This is a genomic window from Clostridium sp. 1001283B150210_160208_E6 (assembly GCF_015669365.1).
Taxonomy (GTDB): domain Bacteria; phylum Bacillota; class Clostridia; order Clostridiales; family Clostridiaceae; genus Clostridium; species Clostridium paraputrificum.
The window spans coordinates 19,717-37,263 of sequence record NZ_JADPAA010000022.1 but is presented as its reverse complement, the minus strand read 5'-3'; the positions used below and the strand labels follow the sequence as shown (position 1 = coordinate 37,263).

The 17,547-nt window shown below is 28.8% G+C and carries 16 protein-coding genes; 9 read left to right on the top strand and 7 right to left on the bottom strand.

Annotated features, from left to right (window positions below; genetic code table 11):
- Window positions 1-532: 532 nt before the first annotated feature.
- The 7 genes from gyrA to dnaA all read right to left on the bottom strand — a co-directional run bounded on the left by gyrA (window position 533) and on the right by dnaA (window position 9,431).
- Window positions 533-3,058 carry a DNA gyrase subunit A gene (gene gyrA, locus I4V16_RS16450; protein WP_049179316.1) on the bottom strand — a complete coding sequence of 842 codons (2,526 nt, stop codon included), beginning with the start codon at window positions 3,056-3,058 and terminating at the stop codon, window positions 533-535.
- A gap of 21 nt (window positions 3,059-3,079) precedes the next feature.
- Window positions 3,080-4,987, bottom strand: coding sequence for a DNA topoisomerase (ATP-hydrolyzing) subunit B (gene gyrB, locus I4V16_RS16445; RefSeq protein ID WP_049179317.1), 1,908 nt, complete (start codon window positions 4,985-4,987; stop codon window positions 3,080-3,082).
- 53 nt (window positions 4,988-5,040) lie between these two features.
- Complete coding sequence (locus I4V16_RS16440; RefSeq protein ID WP_027099041.1) at window positions 5,041-5,301, bottom strand: extracellular matrix/biofilm biosynthesis regulator RemA family protein; 261 nt, start codon at window positions 5,299-5,301, stop codon at window positions 5,041-5,043.
- 14 nt (window positions 5,302-5,315) lie between these two features.
- On the bottom strand, window positions 5,316-6,416 hold the full coding sequence (recF, locus tag I4V16_RS16435; RefSeq protein WP_049179318.1) for a DNA replication/repair protein RecF: 1,101 nt from the start codon (window positions 6,414-6,416) through the stop codon (window positions 5,316-5,318).
- Window positions 6,417-6,474: 58 nt separating this feature from the next.
- A complete protein-coding gene (locus I4V16_RS16430; protein WP_049179348.1) occupies window positions 6,475-6,681 on the bottom strand; it encodes an RNA-binding S4 domain-containing protein in 207 nt (68 codons plus the stop codon).
- Window positions 6,682-6,717: 36 nt separating this feature from the next.
- Window positions 6,718-7,818, bottom strand: a complete 1,101-nt coding sequence (gene dnaN / locus I4V16_RS16425) for a DNA polymerase III subunit beta (protein ID WP_049179319.1) — start codon at window positions 7,816-7,818, stop codon at window positions 6,718-6,720.
- A 257-nt stretch (window positions 7,819-8,075) separates the two neighbouring features.
- Window positions 8,076-9,431, bottom strand: a complete 1,356-nt coding sequence (gene dnaA / locus I4V16_RS16420) for a chromosomal replication initiator protein DnaA (protein ID WP_049179320.1) — start codon at window positions 9,429-9,431, stop codon at window positions 8,076-8,078.
- Window positions 9,432-9,964: 533 nt separating this feature from the next.
- Here dnaA and rpmH point away from each other — a divergent pair.
- From rpmH to I4V16_RS16375, 9 genes are all read left to right on the top strand, one after another.
- Window positions 9,965-10,099, top strand: coding sequence for a 50S ribosomal protein L34 (gene rpmH, locus I4V16_RS16415; protein WP_027099036.1), 135 nt, complete (start codon window positions 9,965-9,967; stop codon window positions 10,097-10,099).
- Window positions 10,100-10,159: 60 nt separating this feature from the next.
- Entirely contained in the window at window positions 10,160-10,546 is a 387-nt protein-coding gene (rnpA, locus tag I4V16_RS16410; protein WP_049179321.1) for a ribonuclease P protein component, read from the top strand.
- Entirely contained in the window at window positions 10,509-10,718 is a 210-nt protein-coding gene (gene yidD, locus I4V16_RS16405; RefSeq protein WP_027099034.1) for a membrane protein insertion efficiency factor YidD, read from the top strand. The genes rnpA and yidD overlap by 38 nt, the downstream gene beginning before the upstream one ends.
- 29 nt (window positions 10,719-10,747) lie before the next feature.
- Window positions 10,748-11,536: a membrane protein insertase YidC gene (gene yidC / locus I4V16_RS16400; protein WP_099329358.1), complete on the top strand. Its 789-nt coding sequence runs from the start codon at window positions 10,748-10,750 to the stop codon at window positions 11,534-11,536.
- Window positions 11,537-11,567: 31 nt separating this feature from the next.
- Window positions 11,568-12,197 (top strand): RNA-binding cell elongation regulator Jag/EloR, encoded by a 630-nt coding sequence (gene jag, locus I4V16_RS16395; RefSeq protein WP_049179322.1) that lies wholly within the window; start codon window positions 11,568-11,570, stop codon window positions 12,195-12,197.
- 311 nt (window positions 12,198-12,508) lie between these two features.
- Window positions 12,509-13,888 (top strand): tRNA uridine-5-carboxymethylaminomethyl(34) synthesis GTPase MnmE, encoded by a 1,380-nt coding sequence (gene mnmE, locus I4V16_RS16390; RefSeq protein WP_111938129.1) that lies wholly within the window; start codon window positions 12,509-12,511, stop codon window positions 13,886-13,888.
- 12 nt (window positions 13,889-13,900) lie between these two features.
- Window positions 13,901-15,784 carry a tRNA uridine-5-carboxymethylaminomethyl(34) synthesis enzyme MnmG gene (mnmG, locus tag I4V16_RS16385; RefSeq protein ID WP_099329360.1) on the top strand — a complete coding sequence of 628 codons (1,884 nt, stop codon included), beginning with the start codon at window positions 13,901-13,903 and terminating at the stop codon, window positions 15,782-15,784.
- A gap of 15 nt (window positions 15,785-15,799) precedes the next feature.
- Window positions 15,800-16,519 carry a 16S rRNA (guanine(527)-N(7))-methyltransferase RsmG gene (gene rsmG, locus I4V16_RS16380; RefSeq protein WP_099329361.1) on the top strand — a complete coding sequence of 240 codons (720 nt, stop codon included), beginning with the start codon at window positions 15,800-15,802 and terminating at the stop codon, window positions 16,517-16,519.
- Window positions 16,520-16,651: 132 nt separating this feature from the next.
- Window positions 16,652-17,431 carry a nucleoid occlusion protein gene (locus I4V16_RS16375; protein WP_099329362.1) on the top strand — a complete coding sequence of 260 codons (780 nt, stop codon included), beginning with the start codon at window positions 16,652-16,654 and terminating at the stop codon, window positions 17,429-17,431.
- Window positions 17,432-17,547: the final 116 nt, after the last annotated feature.

Genomic DNA, 17,547 nt, shown 5'->3' with positions numbered 1-17,547 from the left:
ACAACTTGATTTCTCAAGTTTACTCGTAAAAAAGAATTGCTGGTTTTTAACTTTATATTCTGTTCAATTTTCAAAGACCAATTTGTGTGTCGCACTCAAGCGACTTCCTTATCTTATCACCTTGTCGAAATCTTGTCAACAACTTTTTTTATTTTTTGTTGTTTACATATTTCGCATCAGCGACGTGTTTTATAATATCACATACAAGTAATAATTAATTTGTTATATATATAATTTAATCAAATTATTTTAATATTTCTCTAATATTCTCCTCATTTCTCTATTTAATATATATTGATACGCTAGGGTATGATGACTGATATATTCATAAAAAAGGTGGATTGATATTCATTTTGCTTGTTCCGTAGAAAGCTCCAAGTCACATCAAAACAAATATTCACCTCACTCGTACTAAATGTAAGGGAATCATAAAATTATTATCCTTGATTTATAGCTATTTAAAATTTTATTCTTTCCTAGACAGTAAAAAAGAAGTATTCTTGATATTTACAAGAATACTTCTTTAACACAATTATTCTTCAGAATCACTTTGTGCCCTATTTACTAATTCATCTAATATGTCATCTTTATCATTATAATCATCTAATATATCTATTTGTTCTTCAGTATTTTCTTCTTCACTACCTGATATCTTAGCAACTGCTACTACTTTTTCATCTTCATTAGTCCTCATTAAAGTAACTCCCATAGCAGATCTTCCGGTAACAGATATATCTTTTACATTTATTCTAATAGCTACTCCACTTGAATTTATTAACATAAGTTCATCCAGTTCATTACACATTGTAGCACCAACAACTTTTCCTGTCTTTTCACTTATTTTATAAGTTATTAATCCTACTCCACCTCTATTTTGAACTTTATATTCGCTTATAGGTGTTCTCTTACCAAATCCATACTCACTTATAATTAATAAATCTTCACTATCTACAGCTATATCCATACAAACAGCTATATCATCATCCTTAAGGTTTATTGATCTTACTCCAGATGCTGTTCTTCCCATAGCTCTTACATTTTTTTCACTAAATCTAACTGCATAACCATTTTGGGTTACTATTATTATATTAGCATCCCCTCTAGTTACCTTGACCTTAAGTAATTCATCACCTTCCCTTAAGTTAATAGCTATTAATCCATTTTTTCTTAAGTTTTTAAAGTCACTTAAAGGTGTCTTTTTTACTATACCCTGCTTAGTTGCCATAAACAAGAATCCATCCTTGGTATTATCTCTTATTGATAATACAGTTTCTATTCTCTCATCTGGCTCTATAGCAATTAAGTTAATTATGTTAGTTCCTTTAGCTACTCTTCCTGCCTCTGGTATTTCATAAGCCCTTAGCTTATATACTCTTCCCTTGTTAGTAAAGAACAATACATCTGAATGAGTAGATGTTATCATTATATGTTCAACAAAATCATCCTCTTTTGTTGACATTGCTTGAATACCCTTTCCACCTCTTCTTTGTGAAGAATAAGTATCAGCAGATATTCTCTTAATGTATCCAGAATGTGTTAAAGTTATTGTAACTTCCTCTTCTTGGATTAAATCTTCTATATCAATTTCATTTACTACTTTTTCAATTGATGTTCTTCTCTCATCACTGTATTTATTTTTTATTTCTATTAGTTCCTCTTTAATTACACCTAGTAACTTTTCCTCACTTGCTAAAATAGAATTTAAATATTCTATTTGTTTCATAAGTTCATTATATTCTTCTTCAATCTTACCTCTCTCTAAACCTGTAAGTCTTCTCAATCTCATTTCTAAGATTGCTGTTGCTTGTTTATCTGTAAAATTAAATCTTTCAATAAGAGTATTCCTTGCTATTTCTGAAGTTTCTGAATGTCTAATTATACTTATAACTTCATCAATATGGTCTAAGGCTATTCTTAATCCCTCAAGTATATGAGCCCTTGCTTGTGCCTTATTTAGATCAAATATAGTTCTTTTAGTTATTACTTCTTTTTGAAAGTCTATATAATTACATAAAACTTGTTTTAGATTTAAAATTTGAGGTTCGTTGTCAACAAGTGCAAGCATTATAACACCAAATGTATCTTGCATCTTTGTATGCTTGTATAGTAAGTTTAGTATTACATTAGGATTGGCATCCCTCTTTAACTCAATAACTATACGCATACCTTGCCTATCTGATTCATCTCTTAAGTCAGATATGCCTACTATTTTTTTATCTTTTACTAAGTCAGCTATATTTTCTATAAGCTTAGCTTTATTAACTTGATAAGGCAATTCAGTAACAATAATCCTATGTCTTGAATTTTCTTCTTCAATATCAGCCTTTGCTCTTACAACAATTTTTCCTTTACCAGTCTCATATGCTGCCCTTATTCCAGCCTTCCCCATTATAATACCAGCTGTAGGGAAGTCAGGCCCCTTTATTATAGTCATTAATTCTAGTACTGATGTTTCTGGGTTATCTATTAACATTACAGTACCATCTATAATTTCACCTAAGTTATGTGGTGGAATGTTGGTTGCCATACCAACAGCTATACCTGATGAACCATTTACTAATAAATTTGGATATCTAGCCGGCAATACTGCTGGTTCTTTTTCTGACCCATCAAAGTTTGGTACAAAATCAACAGTATTCTTATTTATATCCCTTAACATTTCTACAGCTATCTTATTCATTCTAGCTTCTGTATATCTCATTGCAGCTGCACTATCACCATCAACTGATCCAAAGTTACCATGTCCATCAACTAACATATATCTCATTGAGAAATCTTGTGCCATTCTAACTAATGCATCATATACTGATGAATCTCCATGTGGATGATATTTACCTAAAACATCTCCAACAATTCTTGCACATTTTCTATATGACTTATCTGGAGTTATACCTAACTCTTGTAATGAATATAGAATTCTCCTATGAACTGGCTTCAAACCATCTCTTACATCTGGAAGGGCACGACCAACTATAACACTCATTGCATAGTCAATATAGCATCTCTTCATTTCCTTATTAATATCTACAGGAATGACTTTTCCCTCATTAAAATTCATGTACTTCACCTCGTTTTAGTACTAAATATCTAAGTTACTTACTTTTTTAGCATTTTGTTGTATAAATTCTCTTCTTGGTTCAACCTTATCACCCATTAATATAGTGAATATTTCATCTGCAGCCATAGCATCTTCTATTGTTGCTTTTAATAATATTCTCTTTTCAGGGTCCATTGTAGTATCCCATAATTGTTCAGCATTCATTTCACCAAGACCTTTGTACCTTTGTATATCAAGTGAGTTATCTCTTCCTCCAAACTCATTTAATATTTGTTCTAATTCATCATCTGAATACGCATATGCCTCATTCTTACCTTTAGAAACCTTATACAAAGGTGGTTGTGCTATATATACATGACCTCCATCTATAAGTTCCCTCATATACCTATAGAAAAATGTTAATAGTAATGTTCTTATATGAGCACCATCAACATCGGCATCCGTCATAATAATTATTCTATTATACCTTATTTTTTCTATATCAAAATCTGTTCCTATTCCTGCTCCAAATGCAGTTATCATAGACCTTATAGTATCGGCATTTAGAATTCTGTCTAATCTTTGTTTTTCAACATTTAAAATTTTACCTCTTAGTGGTAATATAGCTTGGAATTTCCTATCTCTTCCTTGTTTAGCTGAACCTCCTGCCGAATCACCTTCGACTATATATATTTCACATTCCCTAGGATCCTTGGATGAACAATCTGCAAGCTTACCTGGTAATGATGATCTCTCTAGAACTGATTTTCTTGTTAATTCCCTAGCCTTCCTAGCAGCTTCCCTTGCCCTAGCAGCCATCAATGCCTTATCTATTACTGTCTTACCAACTGATGGATTTTCCTCTAAGAATATTGACATTCCTTCTCCAACTATAGAATCAACAATACCTCTAACTTCACTATTTCCAAGTTTTGTCTTTGTTTGTCCTTCAAATTGAGGCTCTCCAATTTTAACAGATATTACAGCAGTTAGGCCTTCTCTTATGTCATCTCCAGATAAATTTTTATCATTCTCCTTTAGATGTCCGAACTTTTTACCATAATCATTTAATACCCTAGTTAAAGCTGTCTTGAAACCAACTAAGTGTGTTCCACCTTCAATAGTATCTATATTGTTGGCAAAAGAGAAAATATTTTCATTATATCCATCATGATATTGAAGAGCAACTTCTACTGAAACTCCATCCTTTATTCCCTCAACATATATTGTTTGTTCATGAAGAGGTTCCTTATTTCTATTTAGATATTCAACAAAAGACTTTATTCCACCCTCGTAGTAATATTCTTCTTCTCTATCATCTCTCTTATCAATAAGGGTAATACTTATTCCCTTATTTAAGAATGCTAATTCTCTTAACCTTTGAGATAGAACTTCAAAATCATATACAACTTCATCAAATATCTCTTCGTCTGGTTTGAAATAAACCTCAGTTCCTGTTTCATCAGTATTTCCTACAATATTTAAATCAGTTACAACCTTCCCCTTATGATATTCTTGCTGCCATATATGCCCTTCTCTCTTTACAGTTACTATACATTTATCTGACAATGCATTAACTACAGAAGCACCAACACCGTGTAAACCACCAGATACTTTATATCCGCCACCGCCGAACTTACCGCCAGCATGCAAAACAGTCATTATTACTTCAACAGTTGGTTTTTTCATCTTAGGATGCATACCTACTGGCATCCCCCTACCATCATCTATAACTTGTATAGAATTATCTTCATTTATTGTAACTTTTATATTTTTGCAGAATCCTGCTAAAGCCTCATCTATACTATTATCTACAATTTCATATACCAAGTGATGTAGACCTCTTGAGCTAGTACTACCTATATACATTCCTGGTCTTTTTCTTACAGCTTCTAAACCTTCTAGAACCTGTATCTGATTTTCATCATAGCTTTGTTTATTTTGTTCCAAAATACATTCCTCCTAAATAAAAGTAATTAAAACCAAGGTTTTAACTATTGGAGTTAAGGATTATAATCCATTCCAGTTCTCTTTGTTAAAGTAGATGATGAAATTGGCGAAAGATACACTTTACTCATCTTATTAACTTCTGCTATAACAAACGACTTTGGTCTTTCTTTAGTTATTCGTTCAACAAATCCATCTTCTTCAGCTAACCTTAGAAATTGTATTGTATCTGAACTATACATTGTGGTTTGTAGATCAAATATTCCTATAACATCTTTTATAGGAACAACTACGTTTTCTCCTAAATGTAGAAACATAAATTTTGCCTCCTTTAGCTAGAGATATGTCCCTCTTGCACTTTAAAAATTTTAGATTCATTATCTAGATATTCACATATATCACTAATTCCAGTACATGTAATTATAGTTTGTATATTATTAATAGTACTTAGGATATACTTTTTTCTATTAAAATCAAGTTCTGAAAGAACATCATCTAATAAAAGTACAGGGTATTCGCCAGTTATCTCTTTTATTATTTTTAGAGACGAGAATTTCATAGTTAAAACAGCAGTTCTTTGTTGTCCTTGTGACCCATAGCTCTTAGTATCTATATTATTAATCAATACTATAAAATCATCTCGATGAGGACCAACTGTAGTTATTCCTTTCTCCTTATCTCTTTTTCTGTTCTTAATTAAGCAACTCCTAAATTTTTCCTTGAATTCATTATCAATATTATTATTAAATTCTTTTATTGAAGATATATATATATATTCTATATTTTCTTTATTTAAAGTTATATCTTTATGAATTTCAGCACCATAGTAATTTAACTTTTCTATGTATTTTAGTCTCTCATTTACTATGTATTCTCCAAACTTAATTAACTGCTCATCATATATATCTAATATATCGTCTGTTATTTTACGACTTTTTAACAGCGTATTTCGCTCGTTAAGGACCTTATTATATTGTACAAGATTGTAGTAATATCTATTATTTATTTGACATAACTCCATGTCTATAAATCTACGTCTAATGCCAGGAGATTCTTTTATTATTTTTAAATCTTCTGGTGAAAACATAACAACATTAAATGTACCAAATAATTCTCCAATCTTATTAATCTTTATAGAATTAACTCTTATTGCCTTTTTTCCATCTTTAAGAATATTTATATCTATTCTTTTATCCAAACGTTCTTTACCAATACTTAAACTTATATATGCACCGTCTTCATCCCAATTAATCAATTCTCTGTCTTTAGAAGTTCTATGTGATTTAGCTAATCCACAATAATATATAGATTCTAAAATATTTGTTTTTCCTTGAGCATTATCCCCCATAAAAACATTAACATTTCTACTAAAATCTATATTTACATTTTTATAATTTCGATAGTTTAATAACATAAGCTTTTTTATAAACATCTACATGCACCCATTCAATTATATCACAATACTAGCTTAAACGCTTATATTGATATAATTATACAATTTTATACTCTTCTTGATTAAATGAAATTACATCTCCACGTTTTAGCTTTTTTCCTCTTTGTACACATACTTCACCATTAACCTTAACTAGACCATCTTGAATATATAACTTAGCTTCAGACCCTAAAGAAGCAATGCCACTCCACTTCAAAAATGCATCTAATTTAATAATATCAGTATTAATTAATATTTCGTTCATATTTATTGCATAAAAATTCAACTTTTATGCATCCTCCTATCTAATTAATCTAACTGGTAAAACTAAATATTTATATGATTCAGATTCTTTACCTTTTATAACACATGGGCTTACACTTGAAGTCATTTCTATTTGTACATTATCATCCTCCATGTTCTTAAGAACATCAATTATGTACCTAGAATTAAATGCAATTTGTATTTGTTCTCCTTGCATATTTGCAGTTACTTCTTCTCTTACCTTTCCCAATTGAGAATTAGATGTGATAACTATGCTTTCTTCATTCATTTCTAATTTTACTAAATTACTATTTCCCTCTTTTGCCATAAGAGAAGCTCTTTCTATTCCATTTTGAAGTTCTTGCCTGTTAACATTAATTAATAATTTATGTTCTTGAGGTAATAGGGATAAATAATTTACATATTTACCTTCTAGTAATCTTGATATTATTTTAGTTTCTCCTAAATCAAATAAGATATGATTATTAGTAAAAGTTATATTTACTATAGACTCAACATCTTCAAGTATCTTAGAAACCTCATTTAAAGTCTTACCTGGAATAACAACTTCAATATCAAAGTCATTATCTAAATATTCTGTTTTTATAGCCATTCTATATCCATCTAAAGCAACTAGATTCAACTTTTTTTCTTTAACTTCAAATAATATTCCTTGAAGTATAGGTCTAGTCTCATCTTGAGCAATAGCAAATGAAGTGCTTTTTATCATATTTTTCAATATATTTTGAGGAACCTTTAATTCCTTAGCTATATCTAATTTAGGAATTGAAGGGAATTCATCTGCATTCATAAATACAACATTGAATACAGATTTTTCACATGTTATTTGAACCGTATCATCTTGAATTATTTCAATTCTTACATCAGAGTTAGGTAATTTTCTTATTATTTCTCCGAATATTTTTGAATCTATTACAACTTTTCCTTCTTCAAGTACATCTGCATCAACTTTTGTTTCTATACAGACATCAATGTCTGATCCTATAAGTGTAATGCCTTCTTTTGTAGCATTTATATATATACCTTCCAAAATAGGCATTGTTGATTTTCCTGTAATAGCTTTTTGACATATTGATATACCATCTTGTAGTTTTTGTTTATTACATATAATTATCATAAAAATAACCTCCTCTGTTGATAACATAATTATTTATATAAATATAGATATATAATTTAAATTTAGTAATAATAGTAGTAGGCGTTGTGGATTTGTTGAAAAGTACTTAGAACCCTTATTAATACTAGAAAAGTTATAAAAAAATAGTGTGGATAAGTTAGTGACAAATTAATAGACTTATCCACAAAATAAACAATAGGTTTCTTCTAAAATAGTTATCCACAAGATATTATAAAGTTGTTATGTACAGTTGTTAATTAATTTTGAGTTAACTTCTTTGTAATATCTTCTATAGTGTGTTGTAAATTTTCATCCGTATTAAGGTTTTCTGATATTTTTTCATAAGCATGTATAACTGTAGTATGATCTCTACCCCCAAATTCTTCACCTATTTTAGGTAGGGACATATCGGTAAGCTTTCTACTTAAATACATAGCTATTTGTCTTGGGTATGCTACATTTCTTGTTCTTCTTTGTGATTTTAAGTCTTCTATTCGAAGATTAAAGTAGCTTGCAACAATATCTTGAATTATGCCTATTGTAATATTCTTGCCTTGTTTTTTAGATATTATATCTTTTAATGCTTCTGAAGCTAAATCAACTGTAATTTCTTTATTAGTTAATGAAGAATAAGCGACTATTCTTATTAATGCGCCTTCAAGTTCTCTTATATTTGATTTTATTTTTGTAGCTATGTAGACCATAACTTCATTTGCTACATTTAGTTTTTCTACATCTGCTTTCTTTTTTAATATCGCCATTCTTGTTTCAAAGTCCGGTACTTGGATATCTGCAATTAATCCCCATTCAAAACGTGATCTTAATCTATCTTCTAAAGTAGGAATTTCCTTTGGTGGTCTATCAGAAGATAATATAATTTGTTTATTTGCATCGTGTAGTGCATTAAATGTATGGAAAAATTCTTCTTGAGTTCTTTCTTTTCCTGCAATAAATTGAATATCATCTATTAAAAGTACATCAACATTCCTGTACTTATTTCTAAATTCTTCATTTTTATCATCCTTAATTGCATTTATTAATTCGTTTGTAAATTTTTCAGATGAAACGTACTCTACTCTTGCATTAGGATTACTATCTAATATATAGTGACCTATTGCATGCATTAAGTGAGTTTTTCCTAATCCTACTCCTCCATAAATAAATAAAGGATTATATGCCTTAGCAGGTGATTCTGCAACAGCTAAAGATGCGGCATGTGCAAATCTATTACTATTACCAATTACGAATGAATCAAATGTATATTTTGGATTCAATGTAGTTGATAGTTCATCACTGATTAATACAGCCTTATTTTTCTTTAGTTCAGGAGTATCTTCTTTGGATGTTTCATCTGATTTTATATCTGAAGCTATTAAGAATTCTATTTTATATAATTTTGAACAAATTGATTTGATTGAGTTAGCTACTAAGTCTTTATATCTTTTTTCTAAGATATCTTGGGTAAAGGAGTTCGGTACACTAATCCTAATAGTATCATTTGAAATAGATATAGGCTCACAACTTTTTATCCAAGTATTAAAGCTAACTTCACTCATTTCAGCTTTAATAATAGTAAGTGTTTGGTCCCATAATTTTTTTAAATCAGCATCCATATATAAATCCTCCAAATAAAATAAAAAAAATTTTAACTTACTTATTAACAATAAAATAACAACATATATACAAGTAATGTTGATAACTTATATTATGTTGATAAATTCATCTTATATTATTAACATGTTTATAAATTTATAAAAAGTAAAAGTATATTTGATTTATCCACAATTTATAAATATATAACTTATACACATAATATTTTTTGTATAAAGTCCGAATTTTATAGTAATAATACAATATGTATATAAAAACTAACAATATCTAAACAAGTTATCAACAACTTTGTCCACAGCTGTGGATAAAAATAAGTTAATAACATATTATTCACAGTTTAATTTAATAATATCATACTAGAATATAGATGTTCAATAAGTTATCCACAAAAAAACTATTTTGTTTTCCAACTATCTACAAATAACTAGATTCTTGACACTTTATCATCATATATATATAATTAATAAGTAACATAAAAATCGAGTAGTATAGTTTTTACTATAAAAATTACTATTGAAGGGGGTGCATTTTTACAATGTTCATGACATATCAACCTAAAAAGAGACAAAGAAAGAAGGAACACGGCTTCAGAAAGAGAATGAGCACTCTATCAGGAAGAAACGTTCTTAAGAGAAGAAGACAAAAAGGTAGAAAGAAATTAACAGCATAAGGGCCGCAATTGTGGCCTTTTTTCTGCAAATGGCAGAAAAAAAGGAGAATAGAAATACCTATGATATATAGATTGAAGAAAAATTTAGAGTTTCGCTTTATTTATAGACGTGGGAAATCTTTTGCTAATAGTTTATTAGTACTATATATTTTTAAAAATAAAATGAATAAAGATAACGAAGGAAACCTATATAATAAAGTGGGGATTTCTGTTAGTAAAAAAGTTGGAAATAGTGTTATACGAAGTAGAAGCAAAAGATTAATTTATGAAAATTATAGATTTAAAGATGATTATCTAAATAAAGGATATGATCTTGTTTTTGTTGCAAGAACAAAGTTAAAAGATAAGAATTTCAATGAAGTGGAAAATGCTATGGACAATTTATTGAAGAAAGCTGGCTTATATAATAATGAAAAAATTAGTATTAAGTCTAATAAAATTTTATAGAAGAAACATTTCGCCAATGAGTCCACCAAAGTGTAAATATATACCTACTTGTTCTCAGTATGCTTTAGAAGCAATTGAAAGATATGGAGTTGTTAAAGGTGGAATAATGGCTCTTTGGCGTATTTTAAGATGTAATCCTTTTAGTAAGGGTGGATTTGACCCCGTTAAATAATATTTTGAATTTAGGAGGAATTTTATAGGATGTTGACCATTTTTGAACCAATAACGAAATTCTTTACAGTTATATTTAATTTCTTTTTAAATCTTGTAAAGGGATTAGGAGTAACTAATGAAGGATATCAATATGTATTGGCAGTAACATTATTAACAATATTGATTAGATTATGTTTATTACCTTTTAATATTAAATCAGCTAGATCTACACAAAAAATGCAAGAGGTTCAGCCTGAAATTAAAAAAATACAAGATAAATATAAAAATGATCCTCAAAAGCAAAACATGGAATTAATGAGAGTGTATAAAGAAAATAATGTTAGTATGACTGGTGGATGTTTACCAGCTTTATTACCACTTCCAATACTTATGGCTCTTTACGGAGTTTTCTATTCTATAAATCCAACAGGATCGTTTTTATGGATTAGTAATATAGGTGCTCCAGATCCATTCTTTATATTACCTATACTTGCTGCATTAACAACATACTTACCATCTTATTTAATGACTAAATCGGCTCCAGCAGCTGAAGGTGGCATGAATATGGGAACTATGAATATAGTTATGTCGTTAATGATGGGATTTATGGCATTAAGATTTCAATCACTACTTGTAATTTATTGGGTTTTAGGTGGTGTAATTCAATTAATAACAACTTATTTTATAAACTATAGACCAGCTATGGAGAAAAAAAGAGCAGTTGAAGCAGTTGAAGCTGAAAAAGAAGCTTCAAGAACGCCTAAGTTTGTTATGCCGGATTATGAAGATTCTAATAAGGCTAGTAAGAAAAAGAAAAATAAGAAAAAGAAAAAGTAGAATTTATAATTTAGAGGTGGGTGAATAGGGTATGAAATCTATTGAAGTTACTGGAAAAAACATAGATGATGCAATAGCTAAAGCCTTACAACAGTTAAATGTAACTAAGGATGAAATTGAATACGAAGTAATAGATGAGGGTTCTAAGGGGTTATTTAATTTTATTGGATCAAAACCTGCAAAGTTAATAGTTTCTTTAAAGAAAAATTATATCGATAATGCAAAAGAATTTTTAGTGAATGTTTTAAATTCTATGGGAATTGAACCTCAAATAAAAATTACAGAAGAAGGTAATACAATCAAAATTGATTTAGAAGGTATTAAGATGGGAAATGTAATTGGTTATAGAGGTGAGACTTTAGATTCTCTTCAATATCTAGTATCATTAGTAATAAATAAGAATCATGAAATTGCTTATAAAAGAGTTGTATTAGATGTTGAAAATTATAGAGCAAAAAGAGAAGAGACTCTTAAAAGGGTTGCTGAAAAAACAGCTTATAAAGTAAAAAAGATTAATAGAGCATATAAGTTAGAACCTATGAATCCATACGAACGTAGAATAATACATTCAGCTTTACAAGATAAGGAAGGAATATTCACATATAGTGAAGGAGAAGAGCCTTATAGAAGAGTAGTTGTTGATATTAAGCCTAAAAAATAAATATCTATTTAAATAATTAAACCTTTATGTGATTAGTATACATCTCATAAAGGTTTTTTATTCTTTAGATTTGTAAAATTTATTATGTATATATTATGGAGAAGATTGATAATTAAATTTATATTGTAAGGATTAAAGATTATAAATTTAGATAGTATATAAGTTAGAAAGTAATATCTTTCTTTAAATAGAAGTTAAAAAACATATTTGGATTTCTTTTAATTTTGACTAATTAAATATAGTTATGTAAAATGTATATTAGTCAAATTCGGTTATAATACTTAAAAGTATAAAAATTAGGAGGTTAGTTAATGAAAGAATTCGATACTATTTGTGGTATAGCTACACCTATTGGTGAAGGTGGAATATCTATTATAAGAGTATCAGGCGATAGATCTAAAGAAATAGTTAATAAGATTTTTTGTGCTAAAAACGGTAAAAGTATGGATGATATGAAGTCTTATACTATGCGATATGGATATATAAAAGATATTAATAATAAAGATACTATAGATGAAGTTATAATAAGTTTTATGAAGGGGCCTAGGAGCTTTACAGCAGAAGATGTAATAGAAATTAATTGCCATGGTGGTATTATATCTACAAATAAGGTTCTGGAAGAAGTAATTAAGGCTGGTGCAAGGTTATCTGAACCAGGGGAATTTACAAAAAGGGCATTTTTAAATGGGAGAATAGACTTAAGCCAAGCAGAAGCTGTTATGGATATTATAAGGGCAAAAACAGATTTATCTATGAAATCTGCTATGTTACAACATGAAGGTGCTCTATCTAAGGAAATAAATAAATTAAGAGAATATATGCTTAATACATTGGCGCTAATAGAATATGCTGTTGATTTTACGGAAGATGAAGAAGAAATAGATCCTGATATACCTATTAAAGTTGAGAGTGAAATAAAAAAAGCAATAGATAGAATGCATTATTTATTAAAAAATGCAGATGAGGGTAGAATTATAAGAGATGGGTTAAGTTTGGCTATAGTTGGAAAGCCAAATGTGGGTAAATCATCATTATTAAATGCGTTATTAAAAGAAAAAAGAGCTATTGTTACAGATATACCTGGGACAACTAGAGATATAATTGAAGAATTTATAAGTTTAGATGGTATTCCAATAAGAATAACTGATACAGCTGGTATTAGAGAAACTGATGATATTGTAGAAAAGATAGGCGTAGAAAAATCAAGAGAGAAAATAAATGAAGCAGATCTTGTAATTTTAATGCTTGATATATCTAGAGAATTAGAAGAAGAAGATAAAGAGATAATAAATTCTATTATTGATAAAAATTATATTGTTCTTCTAAATAAGATGGATTTAGAGAATAAGATAAGTGAAAAAGAAATTAAAGATTTAAATAACAAAATATATGTATCTGCCAAACAAGAAGTTGGATTAGATAATTTAAAAGAAAAAATAAAAGAGATGTTCTTTAGTGGTAGTGTAGATACAGAAAGTTTAATTATATCTAATAATAGACATAAGCAAGCATTATATAGGGCCTTAGAAAATTGTGAAACTGCTTATGAAAAAGTTAAAATGAATGAATTTTTAGATTTAATTTCAATATATGTAACGGCATCTCTAAAAGCATTAGGTGAAATAACAGGATCTGAATTAGAAGAAGACTTAGTAAATAAAATATTTAAAGATTTTTGTTGTGGAAAGTAGGAGTAAACTATTATGAAATACAATGCAGGTGAATTTGATATTGTTATTGTAGGTGCAGGGCATGCAGGCTGTGAAGCTGCTTTAGCATGTGCGAGATTGGGGCTAAATACATTAATGTGTACTATTAGTTTAGATTCAATTGCAATGATGCCTTGTAATCCTAATATAGGAGGAACAGCAAAGGGACACTTAGTTAAAGAGATTGATGCATTAGGTGGAGAAATGGGAATAAATATTGATGAAACATTCATCCAATCTAGAATGTTAAATACATCTAAGGGTCCAGCGGTTCATTCATTAAGAGCACAAGCTGATAAGTTGAAATATCAAAATAGAATGAAAAGAATTATGGAAGATACAAAAAATCTTCAAGTAAGACAGTTGGAAGTAATTGAATTAATAATAGAAGATAATAAAGTAACAGGTGTAGTTACAAAAAATGGTGCTATATTTAAATGTAAAGCTGTAGTATTAGCTACTGGTACATATTTAAAAGGAAGAGTAATAATTGGAGATGTAAGCTATAGTAGTGGGCCAAATGGACTTTTTCCAGCTAATGATTTATCTCAATCATTAATAGACTTAGGTATAAGTCTGAGAAGATTCAAAACTGGAACACCAGCAAGAATAAATAAGCGTTCAGTTGATTTTTCTAAGATGATTGAACAGGGAGGAGATAAAAAAATAGTACCATTTTCATTTATGAATGATAATGTTGATAGAGAACAAATTTCTTGTTATCTTACTTATACTAATGAGGAAACTCATAGAATTATAAATGAAAATATTTCAAGATCTCCTATGTATAATGGAAGTATTGAAGGTGTAGGACCTAGATATTGTCCATCAATTGAAGATAAAGTAATGAGATTTCCTGATAAAAAACAACATCAAATATTTATTGAACCAGAAGGTGAAAATACTTTAGAAATGTATGTTGGTGGTATGAGTTCATCTTTACCTGAAGATGTTCAAGTAAAGATGTTAAAAACTATACCAGGCCTAGAAAATGTAGAGATAATGAGAACAGCATATGCTATTGAGTATGACTCAATAGACCCTACGCAATTAAAGCCAACACTAGAATTTAAGAATGTTCAAGGTCTATATGGAGCTGGTCAGTTAAATGGTAGCTCTGGATATGAAGAAGCTGCTGCTCAAGGGTTGATTGCTGGTATAAATGCGGCATTAAAGATAAAGGGAGAAGAGCCTTTTATCTTAACAAGATCTGATGCCTATATAGGTGTTTTAATTGATGATCTAGTTACAAAAGGAACTAATGAGCCTTATAGAATGATGACTTCTAGAGCTGAGTATAGGCTTTTATTAAGACAAGACAATGCTGACTATAGATTAACTGAAAAAGGTTATAAGATAGGTTTAGTTACAGATGAAAGAATTAATAGATTTAGAGAAAAGCAAAGTATTATAGAAAATGAGATTAACAGAATTAAGGAATTAAAAATTACAAATAAAAGAGAGGTAAATGAATTCTTAAATTCTTTAAATTCGGCAGAATTAAGAAAGCCTATATCTTTCTATGAATTAATAAAGCGAACAGAATTAGATTATTTTTCGCTTAAACAATTAGATCCAGATAGACCTGAATTAAGAGATGAAATAGGGGAACAGATTAATATTATCGCAAAGTATGAAGGATATATTAATAGCCAATTAGAACAAGTAAAACAATTTAGTAAGTTTGAAAAGAAGATATTACCATTAGATATAGATTATAATAATGTTAGGGGATTAAGAGTAGAAGCAATGCAAAAATTAAATAATATAAGACCGATAAGTATTGGTCAAGCTTCTAGAATATCTGGAGTATCTCCAGCAGATATATCAGTTTTATTAATATATCTAGAACATCATTATAATAAAGAAAAAAAATAAACTCAGGAGGTAAAAATGAGTTTTTATGAATTAATGGAAAGAGCGTCACAAGACGTTGGGATGACTTTTAATGAAGATAAATATAACAAATTTATAAAATATATGAGATTAGTACAGGAATGGAATGAAAAAGTTAATCTAACAGCAATATTAGATGATGAAGAATTTGTAAAAAAACACTTTATTGACTGTATAAAAATATTCAAAAGTAACGAGATAAAAAGTGCTAAGACTATAATTGATGTAGGAACAGGAGCTGGATTTCCTGGATTACCAATTGCTATAATGGATGAAAATAAAAAGATAACATTACTAGATTCATTGAATAAAAGAATTAATTTTCTTAATTTAGTGGTTAGAGAATTAGGATTAACAAATGTAACAACAATACATTCTAGAGCTGAAGATGGTGGTAAAAATAGAGATTTGAGAGAAAAGTTCGATATAGCCACTTCAAGAGCTGTTGCTAATATGACAGTTTTATCAGAATTCTGCCTTCCTTTTGTAAAAGTAGGAGGTAGTTTTGTAGCTTTAAAAGGGCCATTGGTGGACGAAGAGTTGAATCAAAGCAGAAATGCTATTGGAACTTTAGGTGGTAAGTTACAAGATGTGATAAAAGTAGACATTGAAGATACAGAATTAAAACATAATATTGTAGTAGTTAATAAAGTAAAAGAGTGTCCTATGTCGTTTCCTAGGAAAGCTGGAATGGTAACAAAGAAGCCTCTTAAATAAAATGATGTTATATGAATAATTTAATAAAAATTTGTCTTACAAAAAATAAATGTAAAAAGAAGGAAAATATACATATATATAGAAATCTATAAATAGACAAAAAGTATTTAAGTTTAAGGATGTGTTGAATTTATGAGCAAAGAAATATTAAAGATAAATGTTAATGATATAATTCCTAATACATATCAGCCAAGAAGGTTTTTTGATGAGGTGGCATTAATAGAATTATCTCAATCTATAAAGGAACATGGAATAATACAACCACTAACAGTTAGAAAACGTGGGGAAATTTATGAATTAGTGGCTGGAGAAAGAAGATTGAGAGCAGCTAAGTTAGCTAGCTTAGGAGAGGTTCCTTGTACATTGGTAGATATAACAGATACGCAGTCAGCGCAAATTGCTTTGTTAGAAAATTTACAAAGAGAAGATTTAAATTATATTGAAGAAGCAGAAGCATATTATAATTTAATGAATGATCATAATTTCACACAAGAAGAAATTGCCTCGAAAATGGGAAAAAAACAATCAACTGTGGCTAATAAATTAAGATTATTAAAGTTATCGCCACGAGTTAGATGCTTATGTCTTGAAAATTCGTTAACAGAAAGACATGCAAGAGCATTATTAAGCGTTACTGATGAGAAGTTACAATTAAAGATAATTGAAAAAGTTATAAAAAATGGATTAAATGTAAAGAAAACAGAGGAATTAATTAATAAAGAACTGCTTAAGTTAGCTGGGAAGTCTTTAAATTCTAAAAATAAAAATGTTAAAGCAGTTTTTCCTGCTAAGTTATATGTAAATACTATAAAACAAGTTTTTGATAAATTTAACATTCCGGCAAACTATAAGTTTAATGAAAGTGAAGAGTATATTCAAATAACTGTGAATATACCAAAAGGAAAAAAGTAAATATTTTAATAAGAGAACTCTTATTTTTTAAATAGGAGTTCTTTTTATATAAAATTTCTTTTAATATTACATAATTAAATATATAATAATATTATGAAAGGGGGTGTAGGCTCTAT

What these genes read in the sequence shown, in the direction of transcription:
- I4V16_RS16440 (WP_027099041.1), bottom strand. Translation starts at nt 5,301, where the DNA reads ATGTTTCTACATTTAGGAGAAAACGTAGTTGTTCCTATAAAAGATGTT.
- recF (WP_049179318.1), bottom strand. Translation starts at nt 6,416, where the DNA reads ATGTTTATAAAAAAGCTTATGTTATTAAACTATCGAAATTATAAAAAT.
- rsmG (WP_099329361.1), top strand. Translation starts at nt 15,800, where the DNA reads ATGAGTTTTTATGAATTAATGGAAAGAGCGTCACAAGACGTTGGGATG.
- rnpA (WP_049179321.1), top strand. Translation starts at nt 10,160, where the DNA reads ATGATATATAGATTGAAGAAAAATTTAGAGTTTCGCTTTATTTATAGA.
- gyrA (WP_049179316.1), bottom strand. Translation starts at nt 3,058, where the DNA reads ATGAATTTTAATGAGGGAAAAGTCATTCCTGTAGATATTAATAAGGAA.
- rpmH (WP_027099036.1), top strand. Translation starts at nt 9,965, where the DNA reads ATGTTCATGACATATCAACCTAAAAAGAGACAAAGAAAGAAGGAACAC.
- yidD (WP_027099034.1), top strand. Translation starts at nt 10,509, where the DNA reads ATGAAAAAATTAGTATTAAGTCTAATAAAATTTTATAGAAGAAACATT.
- yidC (WP_099329358.1), top strand. Translation starts at nt 10,748, where the DNA reads ATGTTGACCATTTTTGAACCAATAACGAAATTCTTTACAGTTATATTT.
- dnaN (WP_049179319.1), bottom strand. Translation starts at nt 7,818, where the DNA reads ATGATAATTATATGTAATAAACAAAAACTACAAGATGGTATATCAATA.
- I4V16_RS16430 (WP_049179348.1), bottom strand. Translation starts at nt 6,681, where the DNA reads ATGAACGAAATATTAATTAATACTGATATTATTAAATTAGATGCATTT.
- jag (WP_049179322.1), top strand. Translation starts at nt 11,568, where the DNA reads ATGAAATCTATTGAAGTTACTGGAAAAAACATAGATGATGCAATAGCT.
- mnmE (WP_111938129.1), top strand. Translation starts at nt 12,509, where the DNA reads ATGAAAGAATTCGATACTATTTGTGGTATAGCTACACCTATTGGTGAA.
- mnmG (WP_099329360.1), top strand. Translation starts at nt 13,901, where the DNA reads ATGAAATACAATGCAGGTGAATTTGATATTGTTATTGTAGGTGCAGGG.
- dnaA (WP_049179320.1), bottom strand. Translation starts at nt 9,431, where the DNA reads ATGGATGCTGATTTAAAAAAATTATGGGACCAAACACTTACTATTATT.
- I4V16_RS16375 (WP_099329362.1), top strand. Translation starts at nt 16,652, where the DNA reads ATGAGCAAAGAAATATTAAAGATAAATGTTAATGATATAATTCCTAAT.